The 16,257-nt window shown below is 36.4% G+C and carries 14 protein-coding genes; 7 read left to right on the forward strand and 7 right to left on the reverse strand.

Annotated elements, in window-relative coordinates; translation table 11 throughout:
* Positions 1–17 precede the first annotated feature (17 nt).
* The gene (gene pepT, locus ACIEHO_RS13845) at positions 18–1,265 is read right to left on the reverse strand and encodes a peptidase T (protein WP_406972731.1); all 1,248 of its coding nucleotides are present in this window, start codon (positions 1,263–1,265) and stop codon (positions 18–20) included.
* A gap of 216 nt (positions 1,266–1,481) precedes the next feature.
* On the opposite strand from pepT, the gene ACIEHO_RS13850 reads away from it, so the two are divergent.
* Entirely contained in the window at positions 1,482–2,513 is a 1,032-nt protein-coding gene (locus ACIEHO_RS13850) for a quinone-dependent dihydroorotate dehydrogenase (RefSeq protein WP_406972733.1), read from the forward strand.
* A 2-nt stretch (positions 2,514–2,515) separates the two neighbouring features.
* Here the strand turns inward: ACIEHO_RS13850 and ACIEHO_RS13855 are convergent, their stop codons facing one another.
* A complete protein-coding gene (locus ACIEHO_RS13855; RefSeq protein ID WP_406972735.1) occupies positions 2,516–3,448 on the reverse strand; it encodes a spondin domain-containing protein in 933 nt (310 codons plus the stop codon).
* 131 nt (positions 3,449–3,579) lie between these two features.
* Between ACIEHO_RS13855 and ACIEHO_RS13860 the strand changes: the two genes are divergently transcribed.
* The 6 genes from ACIEHO_RS13860 to guaB all read left to right on the forward strand — a co-directional run bounded on the left by ACIEHO_RS13860 (position 3,580) and on the right by guaB (position 11,477).
* Complete coding sequence (locus ACIEHO_RS13860; RefSeq protein WP_406972737.1) at positions 3,580–4,443, forward strand: hydroxymethylglutaryl-CoA lyase; 864 nt, start codon at positions 3,580–3,582, stop codon at positions 4,441–4,443.
* Positions 4,444–4,649: 206 nt separating this feature from the next.
* On the forward strand, positions 4,650–5,825 hold the full coding sequence (locus tag ACIEHO_RS13865; protein ID WP_406972739.1) for a porin: 1,176 nt from the start codon (positions 4,650–4,652) through the stop codon (positions 5,823–5,825).
* 151 nt (positions 5,826–5,976) lie between these two features.
* Positions 5,977–6,504: an FMN-binding protein gene (locus ACIEHO_RS13870; RefSeq protein WP_406972741.1), complete on the forward strand. Its 528-nt coding sequence runs from the start codon at positions 5,977–5,979 to the stop codon at positions 6,502–6,504.
* Positions 6,505–6,993, forward strand: coding sequence for a hypothetical protein (locus tag ACIEHO_RS13875; RefSeq protein WP_406972743.1), 489 nt, complete (start codon positions 6,505–6,507; stop codon positions 6,991–6,993).
* Positions 6,994–7,097: 104 nt separating this feature from the next.
* The gene (locus ACIEHO_RS13880; RefSeq protein WP_406972745.1) at positions 7,098–9,830 is read left to right on the forward strand and encodes an outer membrane beta-barrel protein; all 2,733 of its coding nucleotides are present in this window, start codon (positions 7,098–7,100) and stop codon (positions 9,828–9,830) included.
* Between the two features lie 174 nt (positions 9,831–10,004).
* Positions 10,005–11,477, forward strand: a complete 1,473-nt coding sequence (guaB, locus tag ACIEHO_RS13885) for an IMP dehydrogenase (protein WP_406972747.1) — start codon at positions 10,005–10,007, stop codon at positions 11,475–11,477.
* A gap of 168 nt (positions 11,478–11,645) precedes the next feature.
* On the opposite strand, the gene ACIEHO_RS13890 is transcribed toward guaB, so the two are convergent.
* From ACIEHO_RS13890 to ACIEHO_RS13910, 5 genes are all read right to left on the reverse strand, one after another.
* Positions 11,646–12,344: a fatty acid desaturase gene (locus ACIEHO_RS13890; RefSeq protein ID WP_406972749.1), complete on the reverse strand. Its 699-nt coding sequence runs from the start codon at positions 12,342–12,344 to the stop codon at positions 11,646–11,648.
* Positions 12,345–12,481: 137 nt separating this feature from the next.
* Positions 12,482–14,740: a TonB-dependent receptor gene (locus ACIEHO_RS13895; RefSeq protein ID WP_406972751.1), complete on the reverse strand. Its 2,259-nt coding sequence runs from the start codon at positions 14,738–14,740 to the stop codon at positions 12,482–12,484.
* A 126-nt stretch (positions 14,741–14,866) separates the two neighbouring features.
* On the reverse strand, positions 14,867–15,199 hold the full coding sequence (locus ACIEHO_RS13900; protein WP_406972753.1) for a hypothetical protein: 333 nt from the start codon (positions 15,197–15,199) through the stop codon (positions 14,867–14,869).
* A complete protein-coding gene (locus ACIEHO_RS13905) occupies positions 15,200–15,502 on the reverse strand; it encodes a DUF6787 family protein (protein ID WP_406972755.1) in 303 nt (100 codons plus the stop codon). It lies immediately after the preceding gene.
* Positions 15,503–15,539: 37 nt separating this feature from the next.
* Positions 15,540–15,980 (reverse strand): DUF6146 family protein, encoded by a 441-nt coding sequence (locus ACIEHO_RS13910; RefSeq protein WP_406972757.1) that lies wholly within the window; start codon positions 15,978–15,980, stop codon positions 15,540–15,542.
* Positions 15,981–16,257 lie beyond the last annotated feature (277 nt).

Raw genomic sequence — 16,257 nt, forward strand, 5'->3', positions numbered from 1 at the left:
GGAAGTTATTAGATTCATTAATCTTCGATTTCTCTTTTCGCCGTCAACTCCGCAATTTTACAAATCACTTCCGTGGCTTTAATCATGCTTTCTATAGGTACATATTCATAACGACCATGAAAATTATGGCCACCTGCAAAAATATTGGGGCAGGGCAGACCCATATAACTAAGTTGCGAACCATCTGTGCCACCACGAATAGCTTTAATAATGGGCTCAACATCAACTGCTTTCATGGCTTCTTCAGCAATATCAACAATATGCATTACGGATTCTATTTTTTCCTGCATATTAAAGTATTGGTCTTTAATTTCTGTCGTAATCACTTCACGGCCATATTGCGAATTGAGTTCATTAGTCAGTTTGGTCATGACTTCTTTTCGGGCCTCAAAATGTTTTTTGTCGTGGTCGCGGATAATGTATTGTAGTGTGGTTTCCTCAACATTTCCTTCCATATCGTGCAAATGAAAAAAACCTTGATAACCTTCAGTATGCTCTGGGGTTTCCATACGTGGCAGCGAATTAATAAACTCGGTGGCAATGTACATGGAATTCACCATTTTACCCTTGGCATAACCAGGGTGTACAATTTTTCCTTTTATTTTTACCACTGCACTAGCAGCGTTAAAATTTTCATATTCTAGTTCGCCAATCTGACTGCCATCCATAGTATAGGCCCAATCGGCACCGAATTTTTCAACATCAAATTTATGCGCACCACGGCCAATTTCTTCATCCGGGGTAAAGCCTACCCTGATTTTCCCGTGTTTAATTTCTGGATGATTGATTAAATATTCCATTGCCGAAACAATTTCGCAAATACCGGCTTTATCGTCGGCTCCTAAAAGTGTATTTCCGTCTGTAGTAATCAAGGTTTGCCCTTTATATTGCAGCAAATCTTCAAAATAATCGGGCGATAATACAATGTTGCCTTCACGGTTTAAAACAATGTCATTGCCATCGTATTTTTCTATAATTTTCGGCTTAACGTTGGCACCTGTGAAATCGGGCGATGTATCAAAATGCGAAATAAATCCAATGGTCGGCACATCGTGCTCCACATTGCTGGGCAAGGTAGCGATGATGTATGCGTTTTTATCAATAGAAACATCGTGCATGCCAATGGCCTTAAGTTCTTCCGTGAGTTTAATCGCTAAATCCCATTGTTTTTTTGTGCTTGGTGTGGTTTCCGATTTAGGGTCAGACTCGGTGTCAACTGTAACGTAGCTTATAAACCGTTTTATTATATGTTCTTTTGAAATCATTGAAATGAAAAATTAATAGCCTTTTATTGTCCTCTAAAATACAATTATAATTGAAAATAAAGTTCTCAATTTATTGAGATTACCTTTTATGTTGTCATTCCCGTGAAAGCGGGAATCTAAATACAGAATTAAATTTCGCAAAATTTAATTCTGTATTTTTCGGCTTCGAAATTGGTTGATTTTTTAATTAGGTGTATTTTTGCATAAATCATTCCGATGTACAAATTTTTACTTCGCCCGCTATTCTTTTCGTTCGACCCAGAAAAGATTCATCACGTTACATTTTCATTGATTAAATTCACTTCGAAAATTCCTGGAATTAAAGGCCTTTTTAGAAGTCTATATGCGGTTGAGAATAAAAAATTAGAGCGTCAACTTTTCGGTTTAACCTTTAAAAACCCAGTTGGTTTAGCTGCTGGATTTGATAAAAATGCAATGCTGTACAATGAGTTGGGAAATTTCGGTTTCGGTTTTATTGAAATAGGTACGGTAACTCCAAAAGCCCAACAAGGAAATCCTAAAAAACGATTATTTAGGCTGAAAGACGACCGAGGCATTATAAACCGAATGGGGTTTAATAATGAAGGAATTGAGCCTGCCATTTTACAGTTGAAAAAGCGTAAGGGTAATTTGATTATTGGCGGAAATATTGGGAAAAACACCCAGACCAAACCTGAAGATTATACCAAAGACTATTTAGAATGTTTTAATGCACTGCATCCTTACGTGGATTATTTTGTGCTGAATGTAAGTTGTCCCAACGTGGGTAGCCATGCTAAATTGAACGACAAAGATTATTTAGAAGAATTGATTGGCGCTGTGCAAAAAACCAACAACACTTTTGAAAAGCAAAAGCCCATTTTATTGAAAATTGCACCTGATTTGAATGATACGCAATTGAATGAAATTATTGATTTAGTTACAGCTACTAAATTGGATGGGGTAATTGCCAGTAATACATCAACAGACCGAAGCGGATTAAAAGCGTCACAAGAACGATTAGACGAAATCGGCAACGGTGGGTTAAGTGGGCAACCGATTAAAGCAAAAAGTACGCGCGTTATTAAATACCTTTCTGAAAAAAGTAATAAAGCTTTCCCGATAATTGGTGTTGGTGGTATCCATTCGGCAAAAGATGCTTTGGAGAAAATAGAAGCTGGTGCGGATTTGGTTCAAATTTATACCGGATTTATTTATGAGGGACCGAGTTTGATAAAGCGCATCAATAAAGCTTTATTGAAGAAATAATTCTACTTTATAAACCGTTTTGAGATTTTTGATTTTTCGTTAAAGATGCTAAGTATGTAATTCCCTGACGATAAACTGCTTATTTCAACAGGTTGGTTGTTCTTTATATGACCTGTTAAAAGTGTTTGTCCCAATAAATTGGTAATTTTGAATGTCGCCACTTCACTTGGGAGGTTATTTTTAATATATAATAAATTGTTAGAAACGGGGTTTGGATATATTTTTAATTCTTTTAACGAAGTCGCATTTTTTGCGCTTAACGTTGAAGAGTTATAAGTGAAGGTAACTGTTCCAATTTTTTTATCGTTAAAGGGAGAAACATTTGATAATAATGAAATTACACCCAATGGATTGGTGGCAGGGTTGTCAAGCGAATACATGTCTCCATCTTCAGTACCTGCATCGTAGGGGTATAAATCTAAAGTGAAAGTACTTTTCCAACCGTTATTTGTATTACTACTTCCAGACCTTAAATTTTCACTATATACGGCAATAAACCAATCGGGGCTAGGGGCAATCATCGAAGCCAAGGTAATCAAAGGAAAATCTTCGCTTACTTCAACATTATTAATAGCAATGGTGCCTTTCGCAGAATTTAAGCCGCCTCCAACAATGATTTGATTAGCGTCTGTATTGGAGTTGACTTCATTTTCAAAAATACTGGTAGCTCCTGTTTCTGCAATCGATTCTATTCCAGGGGAAGCCTGGGTGCCCATCATCATAAAGGTGTTTGCCGTTTTGTGGGTAACAAGTGCTAAAGGCGACCAGTGGGCACTGCTTGGTAAATCAATAGTGCTGATTCCATCCGCGGGGTTGTCTTCAACAGACTCCCAAACACTTTCGAAAACAATATCGTAAACCGCTATACTTTGGCTTGGTGCCAGATGTGTTGCTAAAATGGCCGATAAACAAAGTAATATGGTGATTTTTTTCATAGGAAATTACTTTAGGTTAAATAGTCGACTTGTAGTAACTAGGCTTACAGGGCTATTTGAAAAAGTTACTTTTATTATGGAGAAGCTTTGTTAAATTAATAGTATTTTTATCACGTTATTTTCAAAATATAATGTCAAAATCCGTTAAAATAATTGAGTGTCCTCGTGATGCCATGCAAGGCATAAAAACCTTTATTCCTACGGAAAAGAAGGTGCAGTACATTCAGTCGTTATTGCGAGTTGGTTTTGATACTATAGATTTTGGAAGTTTTGTGTCGCCCAAAGCCATTCCTCAAATGGTTGATACTGCTGAGGTACTATCGAAGCTCGATTTATCGAAAACCACAAGTAAATTGTTGGCTATTATCGCCAATACGAGAGGGGCAAATGATGCATGTAAACACCCAGAAATAGATTATTTGGGCTATCCGTTTTCCATTTCCGAAAATTTTCAAATGCGAAATACTCATAAAACTATTGTACAATCGGTGGTGATACTTTCCGAAATTTTAGAGATTGCGAATAAATCCAATAAAGAGGTGGTGGTATACGTTTCCATGGGTTTTGGTAATCCTTATGGCGATCCTTGGGATGTAGATATAGTAGGCCAGTGGACTGAGAAATTGGCAGGCATGGGCGTTAAAATTTTATCGCTAAGTGATACTGTGGGAACCTCTAGCCCAGAAAGTATTGATTATTTGTTTTCAAATTTAATTCCTAAATATCCTGATATAGAATTTGGCGCACATCTGCACACTACACCGAGTTTATGGTTCGAGAAAGTGGATGCAGCGTACAATGCGGGGTGCCTTCGTTTTGATGGTGCCATTCAAGGTTTTGGTGGTTGCCCCATGGCTAAAGACGAGCTCACGGGCAATATGCCCACTGAAAAGTTACTGTCCTATTTTACTTCAAAAAATATAAATGATTTAAATGCATTGAGTTTTGAAAGTGCCCACAATGAGGCTTCAAAAATCTTCAATAATTATCATTAGGAATAATCGTCAGTTTACCTAAACGTTAATTTTTCAATTTGGGTCATAAATAAATTGTTGAAAAACAGAGGTTTAAAAACTAGTGTATTTTTTTATTTAAAATTAATCTAAATAAACTTTGTGAAAGTGATTTTGGTTTTTATTTTTGCCCAAGAATTAATTCATTATTTATAATAAGTCTAAATAAAAACAAATCAAACAGACAAATGAAAAAATTATCCTTACTTGCTGTAATATTTTTATATTCAATTAGTTATTCCCAAACAGTTCAAGATTCAATTACATTCGATCCCCAAAAACAACTTAATGCTGCTCAAAGAATACTCTCCGGTAACTACGGAAAAGCGGTAACTGTTGGGGCTTATGGTGAGTTGACCTATAACCAACCAGAATCACAAAATGGCGAACTGGATGTACAACGTTTAGTGCTGCTTTTTGGTTATAAATTTAACGACAAAACCCAATTTGTTACTGAGGTTGAGTTTGAGCATGTTGAAGAAGTATTTATAGAACAGGCTTTTGTGAATTACAATGTAGCACCAAGCGTAAGTTTACGTGGAGGATTAATGCTAGTGCCTTTTGGTATTATAAACGAATTTCACGAACCAACTACTTTTAATGGCGTGGAGCGCCCGGCTATAGACAACGTTATTATTCCAACGACTTGGCGTGAAATCGGTTTTGGTGTAACAGGTCGATTAAATGAAATTTCATTAGGGTACCAAGCCTATATTTTTAACGGGTTTAAATCTACTTCTTTTGACGGTGAAGGCGGTGTTAATGGAGTTTTAAAAGGTTCTAATGGGTTACGCGGAGGTCGACAAAAGGCCATACAATCAACAATAGATAGTCCAACATTTTCAGCGAAATTGGATTATTATGGTATTCCAGGATTACGTTTAGGGCTATCAGGATATTTTGGAGATACTCAAGCTGAAGATGATGTAGAGGATATTTCTGGAGCAAACATAGGTATTTCAATGATTGGTTTGGATGCGAGGTATGCTTACCAACGTTTTACCGCCAGAGGACAATTTGTTCATGGAAGCTTATCGGGTTCTGAAGCCTATAATAGCTTAACAGGCAGGGATTTAGGAAGTGCTTTGCAAGGTTGGTATTTAGAAGCGGCATACAATTTGTTACCTCAAGAAAAAGAACAACGTTTGTTCGCATTTGCTCGTTATGAACAATACGACACCCATGCAAAAACCGAAGGAATAGAACGAAACGATGCCTTTAACCGAAACGATTTAACAACTGGATTAAGCTATCACATAGCACCAGGTGTGGTTTTTAAAGCTGATTATCAATTTAGGGATAATGCCGTTTCAGGTGGCGCTGTTGCCGATAGACTTAATTTTGGTATTGGTGTATGGTTCTAATGCGACAAGCAAGAATATATCACGCTTCAATTGTTGCTCAGGCTTTCATTTTAAAATTAAAGTCATGACTAAAATTTAGGCTTAGGCAGTCATCTAGTTTTTTGATGATTGCCTATTGCCGTTTTAATTGTAAAAACAATACTTTTGTACCATGAGAATACAACACGTTTTAATTTTATTGCTAGCTCCTTTAGCCATGTCTTTTGTTTCGCAAAAAGCGCTAAGTAAAAAATTAGACAAGCAGATTAAAGAAACCTATAATGTTGAAAAATACTCTTATAGTTTTACTGCTATTCCAAAGGATGTCATCACTGAGTTGCATGTGAATTTTTCGGATAATAATTTACTGTCCATTAAAGCCAATGATACATTGAAAGGCTATGCCTATTTAGGGAAAGCACCTAGTAAAACGGCCGAGTTTGATTATTTGGTATTATTGGACACAGATTTAGTGATTTTAAAATCGAAGGTTTTGGTTTACCGAGAAGAGTATGGTGGAGAAATAGGAAGCAAGCGTTGGCTTAAGCAGTTTATAGGTAAAACACAAAATGATGATTTGAAGTACGGCGATGACATCATGGCTATTTCTGGTGCAACCATTTCGGTACGTTCAATGACAAACGCGGTTAATAATTTACTAAAGTCTTTAAAAACACTTCACTCAAAAAACATTCTATAAATGCAGTTTAACGGATTGATATTGGCGCTTCCCAAGGAAATTAAACTTTTGATCGGCTCGTTTTTAATCGTGTTAAGTTTTGGCTTTTTTACTGGCTTGTTGTTTGTTGGGGAAACATCGGCAACAAATCCAAATGGCATTGAAGAACAATATTTGGGCAATGAAGGTGATGCAGATGCCCAGGTTATGCGCTTTAAAAAAAGTGGTCAAGAAATGCTTACACTTGTGCACAACCATATGTTATCCATGTCTATTATTTTCTTTTTAGTCGGCATACTAGTATCCATAACCCAACTGGGGAAGAAGCTCAAATTGTTCTTAATTGTTGAGCCTTTTTTATCGGTTATCTTAACTTTTGGAGGTCTCTATTTATTATGGTCGGGAGTCCTTTGGATGAAATACATTGTTATGCTATCAGGTGTTTTAATGACGCTAACTTACACCATTTCAGTTCTTATCGTTTTTATTCAGTTGTTCCAAAAAAGGTAAACTTTTTTTTAAAGGTTGTTGTATTAAACTTTTCGTGTTTCATGTAGTCTAAGTTTGAGTTAACCAATTGATCTTTTACCGTATTGAAAACGTATATACAATTAATGCTTCTGCTTCTTACATCCACCTTGCAGGCTCAAAAATTTTCTTTAGAAGGTATTGTAAAAGATCAAGATTCTATTGCCCTAGAAGGTGCAACAGTTTACCTTCAAAGTGTGACCGATAGTGTGCCTATATCTTATGGTATAACCAATAAAAATGGCGAGTTTTCATTACAGGTTAATGCTGAAGACGATAAAAAAGTGATTTTCAATATCGCCTATTTAGGCTATAAACCCTCTAAGAAGAATATCGACGTGCCAGACGGCAAAATCTTGAATTTGGGTGTTCTTGTATTGGAAGATCAGCTGGAAACCTTGAATGAAGTTTCTGTTATAGGAAAAGCGCCGCCAGTAGTTATAAAAAAAGATACCATAGAATATAATGCGGGAAGTTTTAAAACCATGCCCAACGCTATGGTTGAAGATTTACTAAGAAAAATCCCAGGCATTGAAATTGATACAGAGGGTGCGATTACCGTAAATGGCGTTGAGGTAGAGGCTATTAACGTTGATGGCATGGAGTTTTTTGGTGACCAAAAAGGCGATGTGGCACTTAAGAACATACCTAGTAGTGCCGTGAGCAAAGTGCAGGTGACCGATTATAAAACCGAAACCCAAAAATTCACTGGTGAAGAATCAGATTCTGGTACTAAAGAAATCAACCTAAAGATCAAAAAAGGTAAGAACAAAGCCTATTTCGGAGACGTAAATCTGGGTTATGGAACCGACGAAAGGTATCAAGCCAATGCCAATTTGTTCCAGTTAATAGAAGGGAAGCAGCTTGGTGTCATTATGGGCACCAACAATATAAATATGGGAAGGGGGTTTAATGCGCTGCCTGATGCCACTTCAAGTAATGGACTGATTGAATCTGATTTTATTGGCACTAATTTTTCAAAAGGAAAATGGGACGAAACCCAAATTAAGGGCGACTACAGGTATAGCTCACAGGATACCGATAGAGGTCAAAAAAGCTATGCTGAAAACTTTCTACCAAATATTAATTATATCACTAATTCTAATAGCGCGAGTTACAACAATTCTGAAAGGCACGATGCTGGTGCCGAGGTTAAATTCCTAACCGATCCTAAGAACAAGCGGTCAAAAAGACAGGTTAGAATTTCCAATGAAATGGATTTTGATGTGAGGCATAATGATGCGTTTTCAACTGTAGATCGTATATCTGAATACACCAATGGCGACCTGGTAAGTCAATATTTTTCAGAAAACCAATCATCTAATTCAGATTACTCGTTTGATAATGAATTTGAAGTGGCAGCCCGTCTTGGAGGTCGAAGAGATTATTTATTTACAAGAGTAAATACTTCCTTTGATAAAGAAGAAGGTGAAAGCTCCAATTATTCGAGTAATGAACTGGCAAATAGTGGAAATATTGTGGTACAAGACCAAATAACTGATACCAAAAACAATTCGTCGAGAATTAACTTATATAGTAGATTGAGCAAAGAAGTTTTTGAAGGTTTTAGGATTATGCCAGGGTATAGAGCTACTATAAGCACCAACAATAACGAAAAAAGTATTTACGATTATAATGAAGCCACGGGGGACTACGACAACTTCAATACACAGATAAGTACCGATAGCCGATATATTGCGACCACAGTGCGTCCGTCATTGCGTTTGCGTTACGAGTTTAACGATATCCGTTTTGAAGTAGAAGGAGCTTATACCAATACGTTCAGAAAATATGTAGATGATATTATAGAAGATCGTAATTTTAAGAACGATTTTAAGTACCTGACCTATTCGGGTAGAATACGCTATAGAGACGAAAAAGGCTATAAAAATATTTCTTTGGATTATAGACAGAATGTAGATTTACCATCCATAAGTCAGTTACAACCCGTAGCTAACGTAAGTAACATTACAAATATTATAACCGGAAATCCAGATTTGGAGCCTGGTGTTAGTCATAATTTCAATTTTAGGTACCAGAACAATTTGGCTGCCAATAAACTTAGCTTAAACGGAAGGGCTAGAGCCACTTTTGTAAACGATAAAATTATAAATTCAACCATAACTGATGCCGATTTAATTCGATATACAACTTTCGAAAACATAGATGGCGATTATAGGCTGTCTGGAAATTTAGGAGTCAACAAATCATTTTTAAATCAAAAAACCAATTACAATATGGGTGTTCGGTTTTCTGGAAATTATGACAATATCAGATCCATACAAAACGGTGTTGAGTTCACAGCAAAGACTAGTACGTTACGGCCTTCTGTGTCGTTCAGTTACTCTTACGATAAAAAGATAGAAATCAATACCTCTTACAGTTATAGTATAACCAACACCAGTTACAATACCGATGCCTTTAACGATAACGATTATTTTGTTCAGAACCTTAGGTTCGAATCTACTTTTTTCTTTTTAAAGAATGTTTTTTTTAACAACAAAGTATCTTACCGATACAACAGTAGGGTGGGTGACGATTTTGATGGCGATGCCGTGTTTTGGAATGCCGGTTTAGGGGTGCAGCTGTTCAAGCAAAAGGGCACCTTAACAATAGTAGGTTACGATATGCTTGGTATGAACAATGGTTTTAGTAGATCAGTTACCGAAACGGCCATTCGCGATGTTGAAAACCAAATTCTGGAGCAATATTTCATGCTTACTTTTGTATATAAGTTTGGGAAGTTTGCCGGACAAGAAATGGACGCCGGTCGAGGTAGAGGCCGAAGAGGTGGCCGTGGCGGTAGAGGAAGAAGGTAGTTGGTTTTTAATAATTTGATTTATAAATGATTAAGTTGTTGTAATAACCAGTGTGTTTTAGAGTTAAACCTAAAAAAACTAAGCGAGGTTTTTTAACAAAACAGTTAGAAAACTTCGCTTAATATCTTAGATATTAGTTGTATATTTGCACGCAATTATAATCGTAATTGCATCATGACTGCACATCAAAACAAAATTTTAGGAGAGGGTCTAACTTACGACGACGTCCTTTTAGTTCCAGCATATTCTGAAGTACTTCCAAGAGAAGTCAATATCCAATCAAAATTCACACGCAACATTACCATTAATGTACCTATTATTTCGGCAGCGATGGATACGGTTACAGAGAGCAAAATGGCAATCGCCATGGCGCAGGAGGGCGGTATTGGTGTGTTGCACAAAAATATGACCATTGAGCAACAGGCACTAAAAGTAAGACGTGTAAAACGTGCAGAAAGTGGTATGATTATCGATCCGGTAACTTTGCCACTTACGGCAACGGTGCGCGATGCAAAAGCCTCAATGGCAGAGCATAGCATTGGTGGTATTCCTATTGTTGATGAAAACGGAACACTAAAAGGTATTGTTACCAACCGTGACTTGCGTTTTGAGCATAAAAACAAAAAGCCAATTGTTGAAGTGATGACTGGTGAAAACCTGGTGACCGCACCTATTGGAACGTCATTAAGGGATGCAGAGATTATTCTTCAAGAACATAAAATTGAAAAGCTACTTATAGTAGACGACAATTATAAATTATCTGGCTTAATTACTTTTAGGGATATTACTAAAGTGAGCCAAAAGCCCAATGCGAACAAAGATCAATACGGACGTTTACGTGTGGCGGCAGCCTTAGGTGTAACCGCCGATGCCGTTGAACGTGCCGAAGCTCTAGTAAATGCAGGTGTTGATGCTGTGGTTATTGATACGGCACATGGGCATACCAAAGGTGTGGTTACCGTACTGAAAGAAGTAAAAGCAAAATTCCCAGAACTGGATGTCATTGTTGGGAACATAGCTACGGGGGCAGCTGCAAAATATTTGGTTGAGGCTGGTGCTGATGCCGTAAAAGTGGGTATTGGTCCAGGGTCTATTTGTACTACACGCGTGGTTGCTGGAGTTGGTTTTCCTCAGTTCTCTGCCGTGTTAGAGGTCTCTGCAGCGATTAAAGGTACAGGTGTTCCCGTAATTGCTGATGGCGGTATCCGTTATACAGGTGATATACCAAAAGCGATTGCAGCAGGAGCCGATACAGTTATGTTAGGTTCGTTATTGGCGGGAACAAAGGAGTCACCCGGAGAAACCATTATTTACGAAGGAAGAAAGTTTAAATCTTATCGTGGAATGGGGTCTGTTGAAGCTATGAAAGAAGGTAGTAAAGATCGTTACTTTCAAGATGTAGAAGACGATATTAAAAAATTAGTTCCTGAAGGTATTGTAGGCCGTGTACCATACAAAGGAGAATTATTTGAAAGTATCCACCAGTTTATTGGTGGTTTACGAGCCGGAATGGGTTATTGTGGAGCAAATGATATTGAAGCACTAAAGGAAACTGGGCAGTTTGTAAAAATAACATCTAGTGGTATAAACGAAAGCCACCCACACGATGTAGCGATTACCAACGAATCTCCTAATTATTCTAGATAGTTATAACATACTTTAAAAAAATTTAAAAGCCTCTTATTAGTTTAATGAGAGGCTTTTTCTTTGACTAGCAGTGCATTTTTGGAGTTTCATTTCAAATTTTTACAAAGTCAAATTGAATATTTTCAGAATAAAGCAATGTAAAGAAAACAATTTAGTTTCATTAAACCGTTATTTTGTTTGCCATAAACGCCACCAAGGCACACCGGGTGCATCATGATGCTCGTAATGGTAACCAAAGAAATAACAACTTACAAAAGCCCAAATGTGGTTTTTCTTTTGGGTTGTAGAGTTATGCTTATTATTATGTTTGTGACCATCTTTGTGTGGAATATAAGTTCCAAAGTAGAATAATTGAAGCGTAGATAAAATACTGGGAAATAACCAAAATAGAATTAAATTCTCTAGCGGAAACAGCAGTCTTAATAATTGTAGGGTAATGGTAATAAGAATTAATTGCTTGATAGTGATGTAGCGCTTTATAAAGGTCCAGTACCATAGCCATAATTTGCCCGATTCATGATAATCAGGGTCTTTTTCTGTAGCAACAAATTGGTGATGTTCATGGTGCTTAATTATTAATCGGTCGTAAAAATTAAATGCGAATAGAATTGAAGTTACCCAGCCCAATACATTGTTAACCGTTCTATTTTTGGAAATAGATCCATGCATGGCATCATGAGCGGTTATAAAAAGCCCAGTGTATAAATGGGTTTGTATAAAAATGGCAAAATATAGCAAAGGATTCGAGTAACTTATGTTCCAATTCAGTAATACGTACAAACTGATAAACCAGAAAATTACGATAAGTATGCCAATAATAGCCCCAAACGGGTCAACCGTTATGTATCGTATTTTTTGCTTACCCATATCAAGTTAAATTGTTTAACAAATATATAAAAAAATTAAACAAAAATAAAATAATGTGAAGTAAACCTAAAGCGACGAGCGGATTACAGGTTGAACAATAAAAAAAGAGCAGGCTCTAAAGCCAGTTCTTTTAAATTTTAAGGATGGTAGGTAACCCCAATATTTATGTTTCTGCCCATATTGAAAATACCATCGGGTTTTAAGCGCGACAGGTGATTGATATAGGTTTTGTTGGTAAGGTTGCTACCTGAAAGTTTTATGTTCATTTCATTTTTAAACACCGTAAAACTACCACCAATACCTGCACTTAGTAGGTTGTAGCCACTTGTTGGAGTTTCAAAATTACTAACCTTATTTTGATTGAAGGCTGTTTTCAATTTTACGAAAGCATACCCCCTTTTAAGCCTAGTGTTATTGAATTCAATCCGGATTATATTGCTCAATTGGTTGGCCGGAATTAAGGGTAAATGTGTATTACTGGCACCTTGTTTTCCGGTTACGGTTTCAAAACTGCTTTCAAAATGCAGCCAATCTAACGGATGGGGATGCAGGTGAAACCCGAATTCACCGCCGTACAATTGTGCATCCTCTTGTAAATAAAGAAATATGGGGTCTTCATCTATAAACTCTCCATTTGGAGAAAGAAAGACATAGTTGTTTACTAGATTGTAAAAGCCGTTAACAAAAATTTCGATGTGTTCACTTTTATATTCCAGAGCTACATCGGTTTGGAAATTTTGCTCACTTTTTAAGTCTGAATTTCCTATTTCATAGCGGTTGGTGCCTTCGTGTGAACCATCAGAAGTTAACTCTGATAAATTGGGTGCTCGAAATCCAGTGGCTAAATTGATTCTTGCTGTAATATTGTTTAAAATATCGGTTTTCAGACCCAAAGCACCATTAAAACTATTGAAGGTTTTATTGATACCATTTACAACCTCTATTTTTCGGTTGTCGAAACGCGTACCCAATTGCACATCGGCTTTTTCAAAATGGATGTGAGAGGTGGCCAAAATTCCAAAATCGTTGGTGGTGGCATCAGGAATTAATTGCTCTTCCCCGTAGTTTGAATTGGTTTGGTGCATGCCTTGAACACCAACAATAGTTTCAAATTTTCCTAATTCTGGTAGATGGTATTTAACGTCGTAATTGGCTGTTTTTAGCTTCATATGAAGTGTAGCTTCCAACGCTTCTTCGTTATGTTCACCGTGTTCTTCATCGTGTTCATGCTCTTCTTCTTCATCGTCATGTTCTTCGTCGGCATGTTCATGAAGGTGATGGTCTTCAAATTCTTTTCTATCGTTATAAATATAACCGAGGTTGATATCTAATTTTGAATTATTGAAAAATACCGTTGATTTTGAACTGAAAACGTGGTTAGTAATATCTTGGTAGGGCAGCAGCGGTATTTTGTATAGCGATTGTTCACCGATTTCTTCGGGTATACCTAATTTTGAATGGTTGAGGTTATAGCGAAATTCGGTTTTAAAACTGTTAATTTGATAGCCTATCCCGGCTTTAAAATCTTGTTCCTTAAAACGGGTGTTGGTTACTCTATAGGCATTGGTTTTATAATCGGCATGTTCAGTAAAACTTCCTCTGAACATAAATTTAAAATGCCCTTCAGAGGTTTTATAACCTGCATTTGAGTTAATTCCTGTGGTATTGCTGAAATAATTAACGCTAAGGTCGGCTGCAGAAGAGTTGTCATCAGCAAATCGTTCTGGGTTCAAATATAAAACACCACCAAGGGCATCACTCCCGTACAGCAATGATGCTGGGCCTTTTATCACCTCAACACTTTCAATCCCGGCGGCATTTACCCCTAAACCATGTTCGTCGCCAAATTGTTGGTTTTCTAAGCGAATCCCTTGGGTATAAACTAAAACACGGTTGGAGCTCAGTCCTCTGATTACAGGTTTACCAATGCTCATTCCTGTAGAAATGCTTTCAACACCAGCTATATTTGTAATACCTTCTGCTAGGGTAGTGGCACCGCTGTTTTGCAAATCTTTAACGGTTTGTTGCTCCACTTTCATAACGTTATCACTCTGCAGTTTATGGAACGGCGTAGATATAATAATGCTTTCCATCTCAATGGCAGAAGGCGCCAACTCGATATTGAGGGCATCGGCAGTTGGAATGATAATTTTAATGGATTGTGTTTCGTAACCCATTATGGAAATAACCAAGTCGTGTTGACCGGATGGTAAATTTTCTAGTTTAAAAAAACCGTTTTTATTGGTGGTTGTGCCTTTCTCCAGATCTGAAACGTAAATATTTACAAAGGCTAAAGGTTCTTGAGTTTCTTTGTTCTTTATGTTGCCCTGTAAAGTATTTTGGCTATAGCTACTGGTCATAGCTAACAATAGAAATGTATTTATGAATAATTTCATATTATTTTTTTTATTTAATAATGTAAAGCCTCTGTTTTTCTGAGGCTATATAAAATGTGTTTTGCCATCATTTTAAGTGGCAAAATTAAATTAGGATTGCTGAAAAACGTTCAACAAAAGTCATTATTAAATTAAGGCAGGAGGGCCTCGTAAAGAAAAGGGTAAGCGTTGGTATTCACTTATGAAGAAGTATTGCGAAACACTTTTTAATGAAATTTCTTGACATGAAAAAATTTCAATATGTTGGTCTGGTAAATTAAAATTGTGATTCAGTTGGAACTTTTGAAACTCGCAATCTAAATCAACTTGGTGAAAGTGTGTAGAACTATCGCCATTACAAACTTTATGTTCATGGTGCTCAAAAATATGTATCACCTTAACTGAAGCCGGTAACATTAAAATGGCAACAACAAAAAGTGCAAATGCTCTAAAGATGATATGTTTTTTTAAATCGTTCAATTAATCAACAAATCTTTTTAAACCAATTCTGCAAAGCATCTTTTTTTCAAAATTCCAAAAGAATTTATGTTGACCGAATAGCCATCCAAAAAAGACCAATAGAAATTGGTACATAATGAACAGTAAAACAATTCGGATAGCCCAATAGCCAAATGTTCCTAAGCTTTCAGTAGATATCTCTAAAAAACCTAAAATGGGTTTGCCAATGTATGATGCCGTAGATCCTGTTACAGCGAAGACAAAAAAAATAACGATAATTTGCCAGTTATGTTCTATGTCCCAACGTTCTTTTAATTTTTCCAAAATTTGCAGTTTGAATGCAAAAATAATGAAAACGGATTTAAATTCGTGGAACCCATGGTCCTAATCTTTGCTTGTTGGTTAATTGGAAATAAATAAAATAGTTGTAAAGTTTATAGTTAACCTCGTAACCATAATCAATGCCCTGCTGATAATTGATTTGCATTTCGTACAAATTAGGGTTGAAGCGTTGGGGTTGAAGCACGCGCTGGTTCCATTCAAGGACATATTGATAATTTCGGTTTTCTAAATACTGCTGCGAGTAAAACCCTTCTGGCCTGGCTCTGCTGGCTAACCAAAAATTAAACCCAGGTTCGATTATAATAATTTGGTATTCTGTTTCATCGCTGGAAATTACAACCGTATCGTTCTTCTTTAAATTTTCTAAACGCTCATTTTTATTAGCTTTAGTAGTTTGTTTTGAAGTATTGCAATTGAAGATAAATACAGAAAGAATGATTATGTAAATTAGTTTTTTCATCAGTTTTATAATTATGGTTTTATCAAATGTAACGACGGGTTGAATCTTATAAAACCGATAATGAGTGAACCATTAATATGGTTTAGCGAATGGGTTTACTTAGCTTAAATTTACAAAAACTAATTTTTAATTATTTGGTTTTAAATTAGTTTTAACAAAAAAAGCATTAAGAGAATACTTAACGCTTTTAATTTAAATATTATGTCCCGTCCTGAAATAGCGATACACTAAAACCTTAGTGTAATGGAATTACCAGAAAACGATGGGTATATCAAAC

The organism is Flavisericum labens (assembly GCF_045446075.1).
Taxonomy (GTDB): Bacteria; Bacteroidota; Bacteroidia; order Flavobacteriales; family Flavobacteriaceae; genus Flavisericum; species Flavisericum labens.